Below are 17,527 nucleotides of genomic sequence, written 5' to 3'. Positions count from 1 at the left end.
GTGTTATTTCCCCCTCATCCCGGCCCTCTCCCACAGGGAGAGGGGGAAAGAGTTCCCTCTCCCTGTGGGAGAGGGTTAGGATGAGGGGATTTATTAGATCTTACATGCGCCGCTTTCGCAGCCATCATCCTGAATTGACGGTGCCAGATCGTCCTGCGCGTCTTCTGCACCATCACGGGTGTTGTGATAATACAGAGTTTTCACGCCAAATTTGTACGCGGTGAGCAGGTCTTTCAGCAGTTGCTGCATTGGCACTTTACCAGACGGGAAACGCGTCGGGTCGTAGTTGGTATTGGCAGAGATCGACTGATCGATGAATTTCTGCATGATACCCACCAGCTGCAGATAGCCGTCATTGTTTGGCATTTCCCACAGCAGCTCGTAGTTGTCTTTCAGCAGTTCGTAATCCGGCACCACCTGGCGCAGGATGCCGTCTTTCGACGCTTTAATGCTGACGTGACCGCGCGGCGGCTCGATACCGTTGGTGGCGTTAGAGATCTGCGAAGAGGTCTCAGACGGCATCAGGGCAGAGAGCGTGGAGTTGCGCAGGCCGTGAGTCTTAATGGACTCGCGCAGTGCTTCCCAGTCCAGATGCAGCGGCGCGTTTGCAATCGCATCCAGGTCTTTCTTGTAGGTGTCGATTGGCAGAATGCCTTTCGCATAGGTGGTTTCGTTAAACCACGGGCATGCGCCTTGCTCTTTCGCCAGCTCGTTAGACGCTTTCAGCAGGTAATACTGGATCGCTTCGAACGTTTCGTGGGTCAGGTTGTTCGCGCTGCCGTCGGAGTAACGCTTACCGTGTTTCGCCAGCCAGTAGGCGAAGTTGATGACGCCGATACCCAGCGTACGACGGCCCATTGCGCCGCGTTTCGCCGCCGGGATTGGGTAATCCTGGTAGTCCAGCAGGGCGTCGAGCGCACGGACGGCCAGCACTGCCAGCTCTTCCAGCTCGTCCAGGCTCTTAATCGCGCCCAGGTTGAACGCAGACAGCGTACACAGCGCGATTTCGCCGTTTTCGTCGTTCACGTCTTCCAGCGGTTTGGTCGGCAGGGCGATCTCCAGGCACAGGTTAGACTGGCGCACTGGCGCAACAACCGGATCAAACGGGCTGTGGGTGTTGCAGTGGTCAACGTTCTGGATGTAGATACGGCCGGTAGAGGCACGTTCCTGCATCATCAGGGAGAACAGATCGACCGCCTTCACGCGCTGTTTACGGATGCTGTCGTCTTTTTCGTATTTGGTGTACAGACGTTCGAACTCGTCCTGATCGGCGAAGAACGCGTCATACAGACCCGGGACGTCGGACGGGCTGAACAGGGTAATGTCTTCACCTTTCAGCAGACGGGTGTACATCAGTTTGTTGATCTGTACACCGTAGTCCATGTGACGCACGCGGTTACCTTCAACACCACGGTTGTTTTTCAGTACCAGCAGGCTTTCGACTTCCAGGTGCCACATTGGGTAGAACAGGGTTGCCGCACCACCGCGCACGCCGCCCTGAGAGCAGGATTTTACTGCGGTCTGGAAGTGCTTGTAGAACGGGATACAACCGGTATGGAACGCTTCACCGCCGCGAATTGGGCTGCCCAGGGCACGAATGCGACCGGCGTTGATACCGATACCGGCACGCTGGGAGACGTATTTGACAATCGCGCTGGAGGTCGCGTTGATGGAATCCAGGCTGTCACCGCACTCGATCAGTACGCAGGAGCTGAACTGACGGGTTGGGGTACGCACGCCAGACATAATCGGCGTCGGCAGAGAAATCTTGAACGTAGAGACCGCATCATAGAAACGCTTAACGTATTCCAGACGGGTGTCACGCGGGTAGTTTGAGAACAGGCAGGCGGCCACCAGAATATAGAGGAACTGGGCGCTCTCGTAGATTTCGCCCGTGACACGGTTCTGGACCAGGTATTTGCCTTCGAGCTGTTTCACCGCTGCGTAGGAGAAGTTCATATCACGCCAGTGATCGATAAACCCGTTCATCTGCTCGAACTCTTCTTCCGTATAGTCTTCCAGCAGATGCGTGTCGTATTTACCCAGCTCAACCATTTTCACCACGTGGTCGTAAAGCGCAGGCGGCTCGAACTGGCCGTAGGCTTTTTTACGCAGGTGGAAAATCGCCAGACGTGCAGCGAGGTACTGATAATCCGGCGCTTCGCGGGAGATCAGATCCGCCGCCGCTTTGATGATGGTTTCGTGGATATCAGACGTTTTGATGCCGTCGTAGAACTGAATATGGGAACGCAGTTCAACCTGGGAGATAGATACGTTGTTCAGGCCTTCTGCTGCCCAGTCGAGAACTCGATGGATTTTGTCCAGATTGATACGCTCGGTAGTACCGTCGCGCTTTGTCACCAGCAGACTCTGATTCATGTGGGTTTTACCTGTCCGTGAAATAAAAAAATATCCCCCGTTTATCCACAGATCCGCCTTGTGACTAACTCTGTGGATAAATACTACATATAGGGGGTTTGCGATAAGAGAAACGCTATATGGTGAGTATTCTAGTAAGGATTCTTTTCAGTACAAGGGTTGATTTTGACGTTAAATTGAGGTTGTGAAAGGGTAAAAAAGGCTAAGTCCTCATGCTGTAAGGCCTGGAAGAGATGTCAATAATTAAGAAAAAAAATTCAAAATTTGATCGAGTGCTGATTTCTTCAACGGGAGGTCAGAATTGCGCAACATGATGTCGCGCAATCTTTATAAGAATAATGGATGACGTTAGTCGTTTTTGGCGGTGGTGTGCAACATATAGTTAACATCCACACCCGGGGCGAGTTTGAATTTATCGGTCAGCGGATTGTAGTGCAGACCGGTGATGTGCTGCTCCTTGAGCCACGTCTGGTCAACCCAGCCCAGTAACTCGGCAGGCTTGATGAATTTCTTCACGTCGTGTGTACCTTTGGGCACCATGCGCAGTACATATTCTGCGCCGACGACGGCCATCAGCCAGGCTTTGCCGTTACGGTTGATGGTGGAGAAGAAGACCTGGCCGCCCGGTTTCACCAGTTTTGCGCAGGCGTTGACGACGGACTGCGGGTCGGGAACGTGCTCCAGCATCTCCATGCAGGTGACCACGTCGTACTGGTGCGCATGTTTTGCCGCGTGTTCCTCAACGGTTTCCTGTACGTACTCCACCTGAATCCCGGACTCCAGGGCATGCAGACGGGCAACCTGCAACGGTTCAAAACCCATATCCAGGCCGGTGACGGTGGCCCCTTCGCGCGCCATGCTCTCTGCCAGGATGCCGCCGCCGCAGCCGACATCGAGCACTTTTTTACCGAACAGACCGCCGGAACGCTCCGCGATATAGCCCAGACGCAGCGGGTTGATGCGATGCAGAGGTTTGAACTCACCTTCGAGATCCCACCAGCGGGATGCCACCGCTTCAAATTTGGCAATCTCTTCGTGGTCTACGTTGTGAGCCACCGGGGATTTTTCGGCATTCATGGGCGCTTTTACTCCTTATTTAGCAAGACGAATGAGTATATCAGGCAATCCCTGTGAATAAAGCGTATAGGTTTACCTGTATCACCGCGGCTGTGTTATAATTTGCGACCTTTGAATCCGGGATACAGTAGAGGGATAGCGGTTAGATGAGCGACCTTGCGAGAGAAATTACACCGGTTAACATCGAGGAAGAGCTGAAGAGCTCCTATCTGGACTATGCGATGTCGGTCATTGTTGGCCGTGCGCTGCCGGACGTCCGCGATGGCCTGAAGCCGGTACACCGTCGCGTACTATACGCCATGAACGTATTGGGCAATGACTGGAATAAAGCCTACAAAAAATCTGCCCGTGTCGTTGGTGACGTAATCGGTAAATACCATCCCCATGGTGATTCCGCGGTGTACGACACCATCGTTCGTATGGCGCAGCCTTTCTCGCTGCGTTACATGCTGGTAGATGGTCAGGGTAACTTTGGTTCTATCGACGGCGACTCCGCCGCGGCAATGCGTTATACGGAAATCCGTCTGGCGAAAATTGCCCATGAGCTGATGGCCGACCTGGAAAAAGAGACGGTTGATTTCGTTGATAACTACGATGGCACGGAAAAAATTCCTGACGTCATGCCAACGAAGATCCCTAACCTGCTGGTGAACGGTTCGTCCGGTATCGCCGTAGGGATGGCGACCAACATTCCGCCGCACAACATCACCGAAGTGATCAACGGCTGCCTGGCCTATATCGACGATGAAGACATCAGCATTGAAGGGCTGATGGAACACATCCCGGGCCCGGACTTCCCGACGGCGGCCATCATCAACGGTCGTCGTGGTATTGAAGAAGCGTACCGCACCGGTCGCGGCAAGATTTACATCCGTGCCCGCGCCGAAGTGGAAGCAGATGCCAAAACCGGCCGTGAAACCATCATTGTTCACGAGATCCCGTATCAGGTGAACAAAGCGCGACTGATTGAAAAAATCGCCGAGCTGGTAAAAGAAAAACGTGTTGAAGGCATCAGCGCGCTGCGTGACGAGTCTGACAAAGACGGTATGCGCATCGTGATTGAAATCAAACGCGACGCGGTGGGCGAGGTTGTGCTGAACAACCTGTACTCTCAGACCCAGCTGCAGGTCTCCTTCGGTATCAACATGGTTGCACTGCACCATGGTCAGCCGAAGATCATGAACCTGAAAGAGATCCTGAGCGCGTTTGTCCGTCACCGCCGCGAAGTGGTGACCCGTCGTACCATTTTCGAACTGCGCAAAGCGCGTGACCGTGCCCACATCCTTGAGGCACTGGCCGTGGCGCTGGCCAACATCGATCCGATCATCGAGCTGATCCGTCGCGCGCCAACCCCGGCGGAAGCGAAAACCGCGCTGATTTCCCGTCCGTGGGATCTGGGCAACGTTGCGGCAATGCTGGAGCGTGCCGGTGATGACGCCGCGCGTCCTGAGTGGCTGGAACCTGAATTCGGCGTGCGTGATGGTCAGTACTACCTGACTGAACAGCAGGCCCAGGCGATTCTGGATCTGCGTCTGCAGAAACTGACCGGCCTTGAGCATGAAAAACTGCTCGACGAATATAAAGAGCTGCTGGAGCAGATCGCTGAACTGCTGCACATCCTGGGCAGCGCAGAGCGCCTGATGGAAGTGATCCGCGAAGAGCTGGAGCAGATCCGCGATCAGTTCGGCGATGAGCGTCGCACCGAAATCACCGCCAACTCCGCAGATATCAACATCGAAGACCTGATCAACCAGGAAGACGTTGTTGTGACCCTGTCTCACCAGGGCTACGTGAAGTATCAGCCGTTAACTGACTACGAAGCACAGCGTCGTGGTGGTAAAGGCAAATCTGCGGCACGTATTAAAGAAGAAGACTTTATTGACCGTCTGCTGGTGGCGAACACCCATGACACCATCCTCTGCTTCTCCAGCCGGGGTCGTCTGTACTGGATGAAGGTCTACCAGTTGCCGGAAGCGAGCCGTGGTGCACGTGGTCGTCCGATCGTTAACCTGCTACCGCTGGAAGCGAACGAACGTATCACCGCCATTCTGCCGGTACGCGAGTACGAAGAGGGCGTGAACGTCTTTATGGCGACTGCCAGCGGTACCGTGAAGAAAACCGCGCTGACCGAGTTCAGCCGTCCACGTTCTGCCGGTATCATCGCGGTGAACCTGAACGAAGGCGATGAGCTGATTGGCGTCGATCTGACTTCAGGCAAAGATGAAGTCATGCTCTTCTCCGCAGCCGGTAAAGTGGTGCGCTTCAAAGAAGACGCCGTCCGCGCAATGGGTCGTACCGCAACGGGCGTTCGCGGTATCAAACTGGCGGGCGAAGACAGCGTCGTTTCTCTGATTATTCCGCGCGGGGAAGGGGCTATCCTGACCGTGACGCAGAATGGTTACGGTAAACGTACCGCGGAAGGGGAATACCCAACCAAGTCGCGTGGCACGCAGGGCGTTATCTCTATCAAGGTGACCGAGCGCAACGGTTCCGTTGTGGGCGCGGTGCAGGTAGACGATGCCGACCAGATCATGATGATCACCGATGCCGGTACGCTGGTGCGTACCCGCGTGTCGGAGATTAGCGTGGTGGGTCGTAATACCCAGGGCGTTATCCTCATCCGTACGGCGGAAGATGAAAACGTGGTGGGTCTGCAACGTGTTGCTGAGCCGGTGGACGACGAAGAGCTCGACTCCATCGACGGTAGCGTCGCGGAAGGTGATGATGACATTGCACCGGAAGTGGACACCGACGATGATGCAGCGGATGACTCTGACGAGTAATGTCTCCTGACGCATAAAGGGCCGGATTCCGGCCCTTTTCTTTTGCAGATGCAGACAAGTCAACGTTGCGACAAGCAGCGTTTACCGCTACCTTAACCACATTCTTTTTGACCCCGACGGCGGAGCCTCGCCCCTTTGAAATACCTCGTCTCCTTTCGAACCACGCTGAAAGTCTCTCGCTATCTGTTTCGGGCGCTGGCGCTCTTGCTTTGGTTACTGGTGGCCTTGTCCTCGGTGTTTTACATCGTCAACGCGCTGCACCAGAAAGAAGCGGAGATCCGTCAGGAATTTAACCTAAGTTCCGATCAGGCCCAGCGCTATATTCAGCGCACCTCCGACGTGATGAAGGAGCTGAAGTACATTGCCGAAAATCGCCTGACGGCGGAAAACGGTATTCTTGCCATCCGCGGGCGTAATGACAAAACCGAAGTACCGGATTTCGAGCCGCTGTTCCCGGATTCCGACTGCTCCGCCATGAGCAACACCTGGCGCGGTTCCCTGGAATCGCTCTCCTGGTTTATGCGCTACTGGCGCGACAACTTCTCCGCCGCCTATGACCTGAACCGCGTGTTCCTGATTGGCAGCGAAAACCTCTGCATGGCCGACTTTGGCCTGCGCGATGTGCCCGTTGAACGTGATGATGCGCTGAAAAGCCTGCATGAACGCATTTTGAAATACCGCAATGCGCCGCAGGACGAGCGCGGGAATAACATCTTCTGGATAAGCCAGGGGCCGCGCATGGGCGTGGGCTATTTCTATGCGCTGACGCCAGTTTATCTGGGCAATCGCCTGCAGGCGCTACTGGGCATTGAACAGACCATCCGCATGGAAAACTTCTTCACGCCGGGCAGCCTGCCGATGGGAGTGACCATTCTGGATGAGAACGGCCATCCCCTGATTTCACTCACCGGGCCGGATAATCGCCTGAACGTCGATCCGCACTGGATGCAGGAGCGTTCGTGGTTTGGCTATACCTCAGGATTCCGTGAGCTGGTGCTGAAGAAAAGCTTACCGCCATCGTCGCTGAGTATCGTCTATTCCCTGCCTGTGGATATGGTGCTTGAGCGGATCCGTATTCTTATCATGAATGCCATCCTGCTGAACGTGCTGGCCGGTGGCGCGCTGTTTACCCTGGCGCGGATGTATGAGCGGAAGATTTTTATCCCCGCTGAAAGCGATGCCCAGCGTCTGGAGGAACACGAGCAGTTTAACCGTAAGATTGTTGCCTCCGCACCGGTGGGGATCTGTATCCTGCGCACCCAGGACGGCACCAATATCCTCAGTAATGAACTGGCGCATAACTACCTGAACATGCTGACGCACGAGGACCGGCAAAGGCTGACGCAAATTATCTGTGGTCAGCAGGTGAATTTTGTCGACGTGCTGACCAGCACCCACACCAACTTACAAATTAGCTTCGTGCATTCGCGCTATCGCAATGAAAACGTGGCGATTTGCGTGCTGGTGGATGTCTCAGCACGTGTGAAGATGGAAGAGTCTTTGCAGGAGATGGCCCAGGCGGCAGAGCAGGCCAGCCAGTCGAAATCCATGTTCCTTGCCACCGTCAGTCACGAACTGCGTACGCCGCTGTACGGGATTATCGGCAACCTCGATCTGCTGCAAACCAAAGAGCTGCCGAAAGGCGTTGATCGCCTGGTGACGGCGATGAACAACTCCTCAAGCCTGCTGCTGAAAATCATCAGCGACATTCTCGATTTCTCGAAAATTGAGTCCGAGCAGCTGAAAATTGAACCGCGCGAGTTCTCTCCGCGCGAGGTGATGAACCACATCAGCGCCAACTATCTGCCGCTGGTGGTACGTAAACAGCTGGGTCTCTATTGCTTTATTGAGCCAGACGTACCGCTGACGCTGCATGGCGATCCTATGCGTCTGCAGCAGGTCATTTCGAACCTGCTCAGTAACGCCATCAAGTTCACCGACATCGGCTGTATCGTGTTGCATGTGTGCCGGGCAGGGGACTACCTGAGCATTCGTGTGCGTGATACCGGCGTTGGGATCCCGGCGAAGGAAGTGGTTCGTCTGTTTGACCCGTTCTTCCAGGTCGGTACCGGCGTGCAGCGTAACTTCCAGGGGACCGGACTGGGGCTGGCTATTTGTGAGAAGCTCGTCAGCATGATGGACGGCGATATCTCGGTGGATACCGAACCTGGTATGGGTAGCCAGTTCACCATCCGTATTCCGCTCTATTCTGCGCAGTATCCGGCGAAAACGACGGTTGACGGCCTGAGCGATAAGCGCTGCTGGCTGGCGGTGCACAACGCCTCGCTGAATGATTATCTGACGGCACTGCTGAACCACAGCGGCGTGCGGGTTTCCCGTTATGAAGGCCAGACGCCGGACGTGGACGATGTATTGATCACCGATGACACGCTGGCGCAACCGTGGCAGGGAAGGGGCGTGGTGATGTTCTGTCGTCGTCACATCGGTATTCCGGTTGAGCGTGCGCCGGGCGAGTGGGTTCACAGTGTGGCGACTCCACATGAGCTGTTGGGGCTGCTGGCGCGCATCTACAGCGTGCAGCTCGAAGAGAACGATGGCGCGGCGACCCTGCCGTCACCGGAATCGCTGGCGTCGGTGAACGACGATATGATGATTCTGGTCGTTGACGATCATCCGATTAACCGTCGCCTGCTGGCTGACCAGCTGGGCTCGCTGGGTTATCAATGTAAAACCGCCAATGATGGTGTGGATGCGCTGAATGTGCTCAGTAAAAACCATATTGATATCGTTCTCAGCGACGTGAATATGCCTAATATGGACGGCTATCGTCTGACGCAGCGTATCCGCCAGCTTGGTCTGACGTTGCCGGTGGTTGGCGTCACGGCGAATGCGCTGGCGGAAGAGAAACAGCGCTGCCTGGAGTCAGGAATGGACAGCTGTCTGTCGAAACCGGTTACGCTGGACGTATTAAAGCAGACATTGTCGATTTACGCGGATCGGGTGAGAAAAACACGGACATAAAAAAGGCCCGTAAGGGCCTTTTACTTTTCACCATCTCCCCGTGGGAGAGGGACGGGGTGAGGGCATCAGAACGCACACCCGTCCTGGATCAATCCTTATCCGTCGCGCTCAGCGTCACGGAGGAGAGATAGTTCAGCAGCGCGATATCGTTGTCCACGCCCAGTTTCATCATGGCTGATTTCTTCTGGCTACTGATGGTTTTAATACTGCGGTTCAGCTTCTTGGCAATCTCGGTCACGAGGAAACCTTCAGCGAAAAGACGCAGAACTTCGCTCTCTTTTGGCGACAGGCGTTTGTCACCGTAGCCACCTGCACTGATTTTTTCCAGCAGACGAGAGACGCTCTCAGGGGTGAACTTTTTGCCTTTCTGCAGCGCAGCCAGCGCTTTAGGCAGGTCAGTTGGTGCGCCCTGTTTCAGTACAATCCCTTCGATATCCAGATCCAGCACGGCGCTCAGAATCGCCGGGTTGTTATTCATGGTCAGAACAATGATCGAGATGTCCGGGAAGTGACGTTTAATATATTTGATGAGCGTGATCCCATCACCGTATTTGTCTCCAGGCATGGAGAGATCGGTAATGAGCACGTGTGCATCAAGTTTTGGGAGGTTATTGATCAGTGCTGTAGAGTCTTCAAATTCACCGACTACATTCACCCACTCGATCTGTTCAAGTGATTTGCGAATACCGAACAGTACAATCGGATGGTCATCGGCAATAATTACGTTCATATTGTTCATGTATTAGGCTACCTTGCTACAGCAAGCTTTTGACGTAGGCGTCAATGTCGCTGATGTATTTTTCAATGCCAGAGGCATCTTTCTCACGAATTAGATGTTCCAGCGTTTCACATAACTGCTTGCCGGGAACCAGATTAAGCATGGCAAACACCCCTTTAAGCCGGTGTGCTGTCTGCGCCAGCGCTGCAAAATCATTCGCAGCGGACTCAGTATACAACCGCTTAACATCATCTGGTACTGTATCAACAAAGAGTGAATAATATCCGCTGGCGTGAAGCTCGGCATTTTCATTGCCGCCTAACGGGGATTCCGCTATCTCTTCCTGCGCCAGTTGCTCTTCTATTAGTTGTAGTACAGCTTCCTGCATCGCATTGCTTATATTAAAGTTGACGCGCAGCTGGCCTGGGCCGATTTTTCGCACGCCTGGCTCATCATCGCTTAAAAGCAAGCCGGAGGCAGTAAGATTAGACGGATTATCAGTTAAAAACAGATCAAATTCTTGACTTGAGAGTCTTTCATCCGGCGTGATGCAGGCCGCACCCCAGTTTTCCAGCAGGCGTACCACGATATTGCGGATCTCGTTCGAAGTCACATCCACCATCACAACCACATCGTCCAGCAGGCGTTCTTCATCTTCTTCCTGAGGATTGGCGGCCATTTTTACGTGCAGCGAATAACGGGTGCCAAGCGATTCACGGGCTTTAATGTTCAGATGGCCGCCAAGCTTGCGCGCCAGCTGATCGCACAGCCAGAAGGTCAGAGCATTAGCCTTACCGTAGCGATCGCTTTGGGTATCGTTCAGGAACGGGAAGTGCAGATTATCAATCTCACTGGTTGTAACGCCTTCACCGGTATCGAGGATACGGAACGTCAGACGATCCTCCGCGGACTCGTCGGTATTGACCTCAAGCGTGATTTTGCCAATTTGCGTGGTGGTGACGGCGTACTGAATAATCATCAGCAGAATTCGACGCAGCGCCTCGCGATCGCCGTGACGTTCGTCGTTGGCCGGCAGATGGTTGTTGATCAGCAGTTGCAGACCTTTGCGCTTAATCACCGGCAGAACTTCCGGCACCACTTCGTCAATCAGATCCTGAATCGAGAAGAGGGTCGGCGTGCCTTTCCAGAAGTCGTTCTCGAGCATGTTCGCGAGCTGGATCTCATCCACCATCCGCACCAGCGAATCCGCCTGGCTTGCCAGCTGTTGACTTTCAGGCGTGCTCAACGCCGCCGCCTGCGTCGCCAGCGTTCTTAATGGCTGTTTGAAGGCATCACCAATATTTTGCATAAACGCGGCGCGACCCTGCTGATTTTTCTCATACAGTCTTTGCGCCTGCTTCAGTTTTTTGTTCACCAGTACTTCGCGATCCTGATCGCGAATAATGAAGATCTGCGTGCGGGAGGCGACCTGGCTGCGGAACTGACGGATCTCGTACAGTTCATTATTGATGGTGGCCTGAATCACCCCCTGATGCTGATCCGCCATGGTGGTGATGTTCTGCAGGTTAAGATGCGGCAGCAGATGGTCGGCAATTTTATTGCTCATCACCGTGCGGTTGGCTTCCTGGTCGTGAACCAGCACACCCAGCGGCAGTACTGAGATGATTTCTTCATTCAGGGCACGTAATACGCGCAATTCATTACTGGTTCCGGCCGGGACCGTTGAGGCATCGCTCTGACGCCCGGGCTGGAAACGGAACGTACTGTAGCCAAACAGCGCCAGCGCCAGTAGCCCAATATTCAGTAGCAGCGGTAACAGGATATTTTGCAGGGTGTCGAGCAGCAGCGTGCCAAACGGCACCTGCCACACCAGGCGCATACCGGTTGAGTTCAGCGAAGAGGCAATTTCAATCTTCGAGCCGTTAAAGGAGATAGAAACGCTTTCTGCGGCCTCTTTATCCGAGGCAGCACGCATGTTCTGGGTACTGCTGTCCGGCTCCAGGCGGAAGCTGTCGAGCGGCATATCCGGCGGGATCAGATCGTTAATTGGCAGATCGAACGCCACAACCGTCGCCAGATGTCCTGGCTGGTTAAAGGTGGTGCGCAGGGTAAAGTAATGGCCATTTTGCCAGGCCAGACGGCGCAGGGAAGAGAAACTTTCGCGTTCATCAAGGGCGTTCGCCTGCTGCAGCATTTCTGCCCGGCGAGAATCGACAATGCTGCCCACGGTCGTCTCTTTAAAACCCGAGGAGAGATCTTTAAGCGGCAGGGTCGAAATCAGGATCATGCTGTTATCCTGACCGTTCAGATAGTACATCGACCATGGCACCGTCTCGGCACCCCAGAGGGTATCCAGATAGGTTGAAATGCGCTGCGTCATCTCAAGCGTCGCGCTGTCGTGCGAGCCGAAAATAAGCGCTTCCGTTTTGCGCTGCGGCTTTTCCAGGTAGTAAACGTCCTGCTTCAGTCGCGTTTCCTGCAGCCCTTCGCCTGAGGACGTCGCCGGGGCGGCCGCGATATTGTCGTAAATCTGCCAGGTGGCGTAGCGCCAGGTGTCAATGCGCTTGTGCACGGCATGCGTGATATCAACGACCTGATAGCTCTTATCCTTCAGCCAGGCGTTCACCGCGCTCTGAACCATAACCCCCATCGTGACCAACAGCACAACGATCAAAAGAAGAAAGAAACGGGTGATGCTCCCGGGGAGAAGGGAGAATTTGCTCGGGGCGGTAGTTTCAGTCTGACTCATTGATATGTTTAACCCGTAATGGCCGTGCTTTATGGCGATAGGGCAGTATAAAGGGTAATAACTGAATTTCCAGCCTCATAGCCTTTGAACACGCGACTTTTTCCTCTGTGAGTACTACTGAATGGTCTGTATTAAATGTGTACATACCCGAGGTGAATGTACAGATTACGCTCGATATCAGACAGAGAATAGCACGAATAAACAAGAAATTATGATTTGTTGCGTTGCGTTTTATGCGGGAGGGGTTTCAGGTGAATTTAGTTAATAGTCGTTATGATTTCTGTGCGGTAGCACAAAAAAAAGAATAATTACGTAAAGAAAGGTAAAAAAAAACCGAATGCGAAGCATTCGGTTGAATTAGGGATAAACAGACATTCAAAGCTGAATGACGGTAATAAATAAAGTTAATGATGATAGCGAGAGTTATTTTAGTGATTACGCACGATCTTGTTTTGTCATTCAGTGCTGTAATTTTCTTTATCGCAAGCGATTGATTTATATTGGCTTATATTTTCGCTTGATTATTAGTGCTAATTTTCTAAGCGCTTTGTGCTTTGTAAAAGTTCCTTGATGTTTACAAATTGAAACATCTTGATAGTGAAATGAAACATTTTCAAAGTTTTCGTATCATATTCCTGTTGGATTATTCTGTAATTTTGAGGAGAATGAAATTGCCGACTGGTTAAGAGGGTTAACCGGTAAGCAGTGGTAATAATAAGGCATATAACAGAGGGTTAATAAAATGAAAGTTAAAGTACTGTCCCTCCTGGTACCAGCACTGCTGGTAGCAGGCGCAGCAAATGCGGCTGAAATTTATAACAAAGACGGCAACAAATTAGATCTGTACGGCAAAGTCGATGGTCTGCACTATTTCTCTGATGACGACGGTCAGGATGGCGACCAGACCTACATGCGTCTTGGCTTCAAAGGCGAAACTCAGGTTAACGATCAACTGACCGGTTACGGCCAGTGGGAATACCAGATTCAGGGTAACACGACTGAAAGCGACAACCAGGCCTGGACGCGTGTGGCGTTCGCGGGTCTGAAATTCGCTGACGCGGGTTCATTCGATTATGGTCGTAACTATGGCGTGATCTACGACGTAACCTCCTGGACTGACGTTCTGCCAGAATTCGGCGGCGACACTTATGGTTCAGATAACTTCCTGCAATCCCGTGCTAACGGTGTAGCAACTTACCGTAACCAGGACTTCTTCGGTCTGGTTGATGGCCTGAACTTTGCTCTGCAGTATCAGGGTAAAAACGGCAGCGTAAGCGGTGAAAACGACACCGGCCGCAGCACCCTGAAACAGAACGGTGACGGTTACGGTGCGTCCCTGACCTATAACCTGGGTGAAGGCTTCAGCATCGGTGGTGCAATGTCTTCTTCCAAACGTACTGCTGACCAGAACAACACCGCTAACCCTGCGCTGAAAGGCGAAGGCGATCGCGCTGAAGTCTATTCTGGTGGTCTGAAATACGACGCCAACAACATCTACCTGGCGGCGCAATACTCCCAGACCTACAACGCAACCCGTTTCGGCAACTCTCAGAGCAGCAGCGATATTTACGGCTTTGCTAACAAAGCACAGAACTTCGAAGTGGTTGCTCAGTACCAGTTCGACTTCGGCCTGCGTCCTTCCGTGGCATACCTGCAGTCCAAAGGTAAGGACATTGAAGGTTACGGCGATCAGGATCTGCTGAAATATGTTGATGTGGGTGCGACTTACTACTTCAACAAAAACATGTCTACCTATGTGGACTACAAAATCAACCTGCTGGATGACAAAGAGTTCACCCGTAACGCAGGTATCAGCACTGACGATATCGTAGCACTGGGTCTGGTTTACCAGTTCTAATCGCTTTTCAGTGTAACAAAGGGGCCGGCTGGCCCCTTTTTATTGCCTTTTTTAAGGCCTTTCAATTCCCGCGTTTTGGTGTACTCTTGCCGCCCTGGCATGAGGATAATAATGAATGGACATGACTTTTTTACGCGCCAGCGTCCTGGCAACCTTTTTTTTCCTGACCGCATGTGACTCTTCCACGCCTGTGGCACACACCGACGCGCCAGCGGCGACGGTGCTGGAAGGCAAAACGATGGGGACATTCTGGCGCGTCAGCGTAATGAACCTTGATAAAGCACGCGCAGAAGAACTTCGCGGCAAAATTCAGTCTCAGCTGGATGCCGACGATCAGCTGCTATCCACCTACAAAAACGACTCGGCGCTGATGCGCTTTAACCTCTCTACCAGCACGTCCCTGTGGCCGGTGAGCGAGGAGATGGCCGATATCGTGACCGAATCGATGCGCGTGGGCTATAAAACCCACGGTGCGATGGACGTGACCGTGGGGCCGTTAGTTAACCTCTGGGGATTCGGCCCAAATAAGCAGCCGGTGACCACCCCCGATCAGGCGGCCATTGACGACGCCCGTGCCCGGACAGGGCTTCAGCACCTGACGGTGATCAACCAGTACGGGCAACAGTATCTGCAAAAAGACATCCCCGACCTGTTTGTTGACCTGTCGACAGTCGGGGAAGGTTATGCGGCGGATCATCTGGCCGCACTGATGGCTCAGGAAGGCATCCCGCGTTATCTGGTCTCCGTGGGGGGCGCATTGGTCAGCCGGGGGATGAACGCCAGCGGCAAACCGTGGCGTGTGGCGATTCAAAAACCAACCGACCAGCAAAATGCGGTGCAGGCGATTGTCGATATTAACGGCCATGGCATCAGCACCTCCGGCAGCTACCGTAACTATTACGAGCTCGACGGGAAGCGGATCTCGCATGTTATTGACCCCCAGACCGGGCGACCTATTACGCATAATCTGGTCTCGGTTACGGTGATTGCCCCGACGGCGCTGGAAGCCGATGCCTGGGATACCGGGTTAATGGTGCTCGGTACTGAGAAAGCCAAAGAGGTGGTTCGCCAGCAAGGGCTGGCGGTGTATATGATCACCAAAGAGGCCGACGGCTTTAAGACCTGGAGTTCACCGCAGTTCGACAGCTTCCTGGTGAGCGAAAAGAATTAAAAAGCAAGGTTGCGGGTTTTTGATTGCTGGCGCTCAGGCAAGCTGTAGGTATGCTTGTAAGAGGAGCCGATGATGAAAAAACCGACTTATATGACCGATGAGGATCGCTGGCAGGCTGTGCTGGCCCGCGATCCGCGTGCTGACGAACAATTTGTCTTTGCCGTCCAGACGACAGGGATCGTATGTCGTCCGTCCTGTCGCGCCCGACACGCGCTGCGTAAAAATGTCCACTTTTACCCCGATGTGCACCATGCTGTTCAGGCAGGGTTTCGGCCGTGCAAGCGCTGCCGACCGGACAAACGCGACCCGCAGGAAGAGAAGCTGGAAAAAGTGGAGCGCGCCTGCCGCCTGCTGGAGCAGGATCCCGCGTTAACGCTGGAAATGCTGGCGCAGCAGATTGCCATGAGTCCTTTCCATTTTCACCGCCTGTTTAAATCCGTAACCGGGATGACGCCAAAAGCTTGGCAGCAGGCAGCGCGGGGACAGCGCCTGCGCAATGCGCTCGCCCACGGGGATAAAATAACCGATGCCGTGCTGGCGGCAGGGTTCCCGGACAGCAGCAGCTACTATCGTAAAGCCAACGACGCGCTGGGCATGACGGCAAAGCAGTACCGTAAAGGGGATGTCGCAGTGCGCTATGCCATCAGCGAGTGTGCCTTAGGCCGCTGTCTGGTGGGCGAAAGCGAGCGGGGGATCTGCGCAATATTGCTGGGCGATGATGATGCCAAAGTCACCCAGGAGATTTTGTCGCTGTTTCCGGACGCTGAACGCGCGCCGCTGGAAGGCGAATTTGCCCGACGTATTGCTCAGGTTATTCATACTATCGATAACCGTGGCGTGCCGCTGGCTCTGCCGCTGGATATTCGCGGAACCGCTTTCCAGCAGCAGGTCTGGCAGGCCCTGCGCAATATTCCCTGCGGTAAAACAGCCAGCTACCAGCAGGTGGCGCAGGCGATTGGCAAACCTGGCGCGGTACGTGCGGTGGCCGCAGCGTGTGCCGCAAATAAACTGGCGATCGTCATCCCTTGTCATCGTGTCGTACGCCAGGACGGAGCGCTTTCGGGCTATCGCTGGGGGACGGAACGAAAGGCGCTATTATTGAAACGTGAGTCCAGGAATCAGGAGGGATAATGCTCGATCTCTTTGCGGATGCAGAACCCTGGCAGGAGCCGCTAGCGCCTGGCGCGGTGATCCTGCGTCGGTTTGCACTCTCCCGGGCCTCGGCGCTGCTGGCCGGGATCCATGACGTCGCGGCCGTTTCGCCATTCCGACATATGGTAACGCCTGGCGGCTACACCATGTCGGTGGCGATGACCAACTGCGGTACGGCAGGATGGGCAACCAACGAACGGGGCTATCTCTATGCCCCGGACGATCCCGTCACCGGCAAGCCCTGGCCGCCCATGCCTGCGGTTTTTCAGGCGCTCTGCCATGATGCCGCCGTCGAGGCCACCTATCCCGATTTTCAACCGGATGCCTGTCTTATCAACCGCTATGGCGTTGGGGCGAAACTCTCGCTGCATCAGGATAAAGATGAACCCGATCTGCGTGCGCCGATCGTCTCGGTATCCCTGGGTCTACCCGCCATATTCCAGTTCGGCGGATTACGCCGCAACGATCCTCTCCAGCGTCTGATGCTGGAGCATGGGGATGTGGTGGTGTGGGGCAGGGAGTCGCGGCTCTATTACCACGGCATTCAGCCACTGAAGCCTGGTGTCCATCCGCAGACGGGCGAGTTCCGCTTTAATCTGACCTTCCGCCAGACCGCACCAGGCAAACAAAAATAAGAATTATTCTTGATGTAAACGCAGGGCAGTTTACACTGCTGGATGATTTTTATTGTCCGGAT

General features: G+C 54.1%; 10 protein-coding genes. 6 read left to right on the top strand and 4 right to left on the bottom strand.

The genetic code is table 11. From position 1 onward, the window contains the following. Nucleotides 1-93 precede the first annotated feature (93 nt). Nucleotides 94-2,379 carry a class 1a ribonucleoside-diphosphate reductase subunit alpha gene (gene nrdA, locus ACQG22_RS15900; RefSeq protein WP_020690664.1) on the bottom strand — a complete coding sequence of 762 codons (2,286 nt, stop codon included), beginning with the start codon at nucleotides 2,377-2,379 and terminating at the stop codon, nucleotides 94-96. Nucleotides 2,380-2,727: 348 nt separating this feature from the next. After that, nucleotides 2,728-3,456 (bottom strand): bifunctional 2-polyprenyl-6-hydroxyphenol methylase/3-demethylubiquinol 3-O-methyltransferase UbiG, encoded by a 729-nt coding sequence (gene ubiG / locus ACQG22_RS15895; protein ID WP_020690665.1) that lies wholly within the window; start codon nucleotides 3,454-3,456, stop codon nucleotides 2,728-2,730. Between the two features lie 146 nt (nucleotides 3,457-3,602). Here ubiG and gyrA point away from each other — a divergent pair, with 146 nt between their 5' ends. Then, the gene (gene gyrA / locus ACQG22_RS15890) at nucleotides 3,603-6,239 is read left to right on the top strand and encodes a DNA topoisomerase (ATP-hydrolyzing) subunit A (RefSeq protein WP_369706640.1); all 2,637 of its coding nucleotides are present in this window, start codon (nucleotides 3,603-3,605) and stop codon (nucleotides 6,237-6,239) included. 135 nt (nucleotides 6,240-6,374) lie between these two features. Beyond that, nucleotides 6,375-9,221: a two-component system sensor histidine kinase RcsC gene (rcsC, locus tag ACQG22_RS15885; protein ID WP_020690666.1), complete on the top strand. Its 2,847-nt coding sequence runs from the start codon at nucleotides 6,375-6,377 to the stop codon at nucleotides 9,219-9,221. An 88-nt stretch (nucleotides 9,222-9,309) separates the two neighbouring features. Here rcsC and rcsB read toward each other — a convergent pair whose 3' ends face one another. Then, complete coding sequence (rcsB, locus tag ACQG22_RS15880; RefSeq protein WP_003859405.1) at nucleotides 9,310-9,960, bottom strand: response regulator transcription factor RcsB; 651 nt, start codon at nucleotides 9,958-9,960, stop codon at nucleotides 9,310-9,312. A gap of 16 nt (nucleotides 9,961-9,976) precedes the next feature. Beyond that, nucleotides 9,977-12,649: a phosphotransferase RcsD gene (gene rcsD, locus ACQG22_RS15875; protein WP_023619743.1), complete on the bottom strand. Its 2,673-nt coding sequence runs from the start codon at nucleotides 12,647-12,649 to the stop codon at nucleotides 9,977-9,979. A gap of 742 nt (nucleotides 12,650-13,391) precedes the next feature. Here rcsD and ACQG22_RS15870 point away from each other — a divergent pair. The 4 genes from ACQG22_RS15870 (at nucleotide 13,392) to alkB (ending at nucleotide 17,465) form a co-directional block, all read left to right on the top strand. Next, the gene (locus ACQG22_RS15870) at nucleotides 13,392-14,507 is read left to right on the top strand and encodes a porin OmpC (protein ID WP_023619744.1); all 1,116 of its coding nucleotides are present in this window, start codon (nucleotides 13,392-13,394) and stop codon (nucleotides 14,505-14,507) included. 115 nt (nucleotides 14,508-14,622) lie between these two features. Further along, complete coding sequence (gene apbE / locus ACQG22_RS15865) at nucleotides 14,623-15,678, top strand: FAD:protein FMN transferase ApbE (RefSeq protein ID WP_013098005.1); 1,056 nt, start codon at nucleotides 14,623-14,625, stop codon at nucleotides 15,676-15,678. A 72-nt stretch (nucleotides 15,679-15,750) separates the two neighbouring features. Further along, nucleotides 15,751-16,809 (top strand): bifunctional DNA-binding transcriptional regulator/O6-methylguanine-DNA methyltransferase Ada, encoded by a 1,059-nt coding sequence (gene ada / locus ACQG22_RS15860; RefSeq protein WP_284954092.1) that lies wholly within the window; start codon nucleotides 15,751-15,753, stop codon nucleotides 16,807-16,809. Beyond that, nucleotides 16,809-17,465, top strand: a complete 657-nt coding sequence (gene alkB / locus ACQG22_RS15855) for a DNA oxidative demethylase AlkB (RefSeq protein ID WP_045903369.1) — start codon at nucleotides 16,809-16,811, stop codon at nucleotides 17,463-17,465. The genes ada and alkB overlap by 1 nt, the downstream gene beginning before the upstream one ends. Nucleotides 17,466-17,527: the final 62 nt, after the last annotated feature.

It is taken from the genome of Enterobacter cloacae complex sp. 309I3, assembly GCF_050031595.1.
Classification (GTDB): Bacteria; Pseudomonadota; Gammaproteobacteria; order Enterobacterales; family Enterobacteriaceae; genus Enterobacter; species Enterobacter cloacae.
This window is presented reverse-complemented; position numbering and strand designations above follow the sequence as displayed.